2 protein-coding genes are annotated in these 1,365 nt (G+C 36.6%); both read right to left on the bottom strand.

Annotated elements, in window-relative coordinates; all coding sequences use genetic code 11:
* Positions 1–116 precede the first annotated feature (116 nt).
* Positions 117–635, bottom strand: a complete 519-nt coding sequence (locus tag BUB12_RS18240; protein ID WP_327196161.1) for an RpnC/YadD family protein — start codon at positions 633–635, stop codon at positions 117–119.
* Positions 636–673: 38 nt separating this feature from the next.
* Positions 674–1,012 carry an RpnC/YadD family protein gene (locus BUB12_RS18245; protein WP_327196162.1) on the bottom strand — a complete coding sequence of 113 codons (339 nt, stop codon included), beginning with the start codon at positions 1,010–1,012 and terminating at the stop codon, positions 674–676.
* Positions 1,013–1,365: the final 353 nt, after the last annotated feature.

Genomic DNA, 1,365 nt, shown 5'->3' on the forward strand with positions numbered 1-1,365 from the left:
ATGCTCCTAACACTGAGGCACCATATTCACCTACTGTAGTTGCAATTAAGGCTGCAACCCCAATTGGAGAATATTTCATTACCATACCTGTAACCAAGCTTTATCTTTAGTTAGATCTACATCTCATCTTTCATCTTTTCAATTTCTTCCTTAGCTACATTTGTTGCCTCCGAAATCATCTCAATAGGAAAGTTCTTCTTTAACATAGTTATAACTACTTCATGTTTCCCTTCTACTTTTCCTTCTTCTCTACCTTGCTGAATCCCTTCTTCCTTTCCTTGTTGAATTCCTTCTTCTCTACCCTGCTGAATCCCCTCTTCTCTTCCTTTTCTATACCCTCTCTTCTCCCAAGAATTCGGCAGTTCTAGGATTTCATCCGCATTATCCAACTGTTTCACCTTTTCCACGAGCACTTCCTCCTCTTCATTCGTTAATATTAAATATGAGTCAAAAAAACTACTTATAAACCTATTTTCAGCAGGATTTAATTCCATGCGCACAAGCATTTTTAGAAATTCCATCTTCACTTCTACTTTTTCTTTGTCCGTATATCCCATTTTACTGAGTAATGCCGTTGCGGCTGGGTTATCGGATTCAATGAACGCTCGCCAATTCTTTTTCCTTAATTCAAGCATAAGGAAATTAAAAGTGAAGACATGGAAAAATGGAAATTCTAACGTGAAATAATCTTTTTCAGCGTGCTTTGAGGTTCGACATGAATGATGACTAGTGTATTCTCTTCCTTTAACTTCGTCTCGATCACAATATCTGCTCGTTTACTACTACCCTTCGTTAGGTCATTGAATACTTCTTCAGACATCGGTTTAATGAAAGAGAAATCAATATGCTCGTGAACTTCTGGGAAAAATGCTTCTAAAAACTCTTCGAAAAAGTTATGGATTAATTTTTTGAACAAATAATCATGTTGGTTATATTCTTTTGTATCTTCATGGATTACGTTATTGTGGGAATTCTCAGGAGTTGGTTTATATACGACTGAAGCAATCGACATTCCAACACACCCTTTAAAGTTTTGAGGATAAACTATTGAAGTAATTCTAGTTATTATTATACTATATTCCAATAAACAGAACAAGAGTTCGTATCAAAAAAGAAATTAGAGTTGATCTACTTAATATAAATTTTGAGATTAAAAACTACTTGACTATTATGAAAAATATACTCAGAAGATATGTGGGAACGGTTCATACTTGCCACTTACGTTCGGCAAATGAATTCGCTCGACATCCTCATAAACTCGCTCCCCAACCCAGGAATTCGCTCGACATCCTCATCAATTCGCTCCCCAAATCCGGAATTCGCTCGACACCTCATAAACTCGCTCCCCAAATCCAGAATTCGCTC

The sequence above is a fragment of the Ornithinibacillus halophilus genome (assembly GCF_900129485.1).
Taxonomy (GTDB): domain Bacteria; phylum Bacillota; class Bacilli; order Bacillales; family Amphibacillaceae; genus Ornithinibacillus; species Ornithinibacillus halophilus.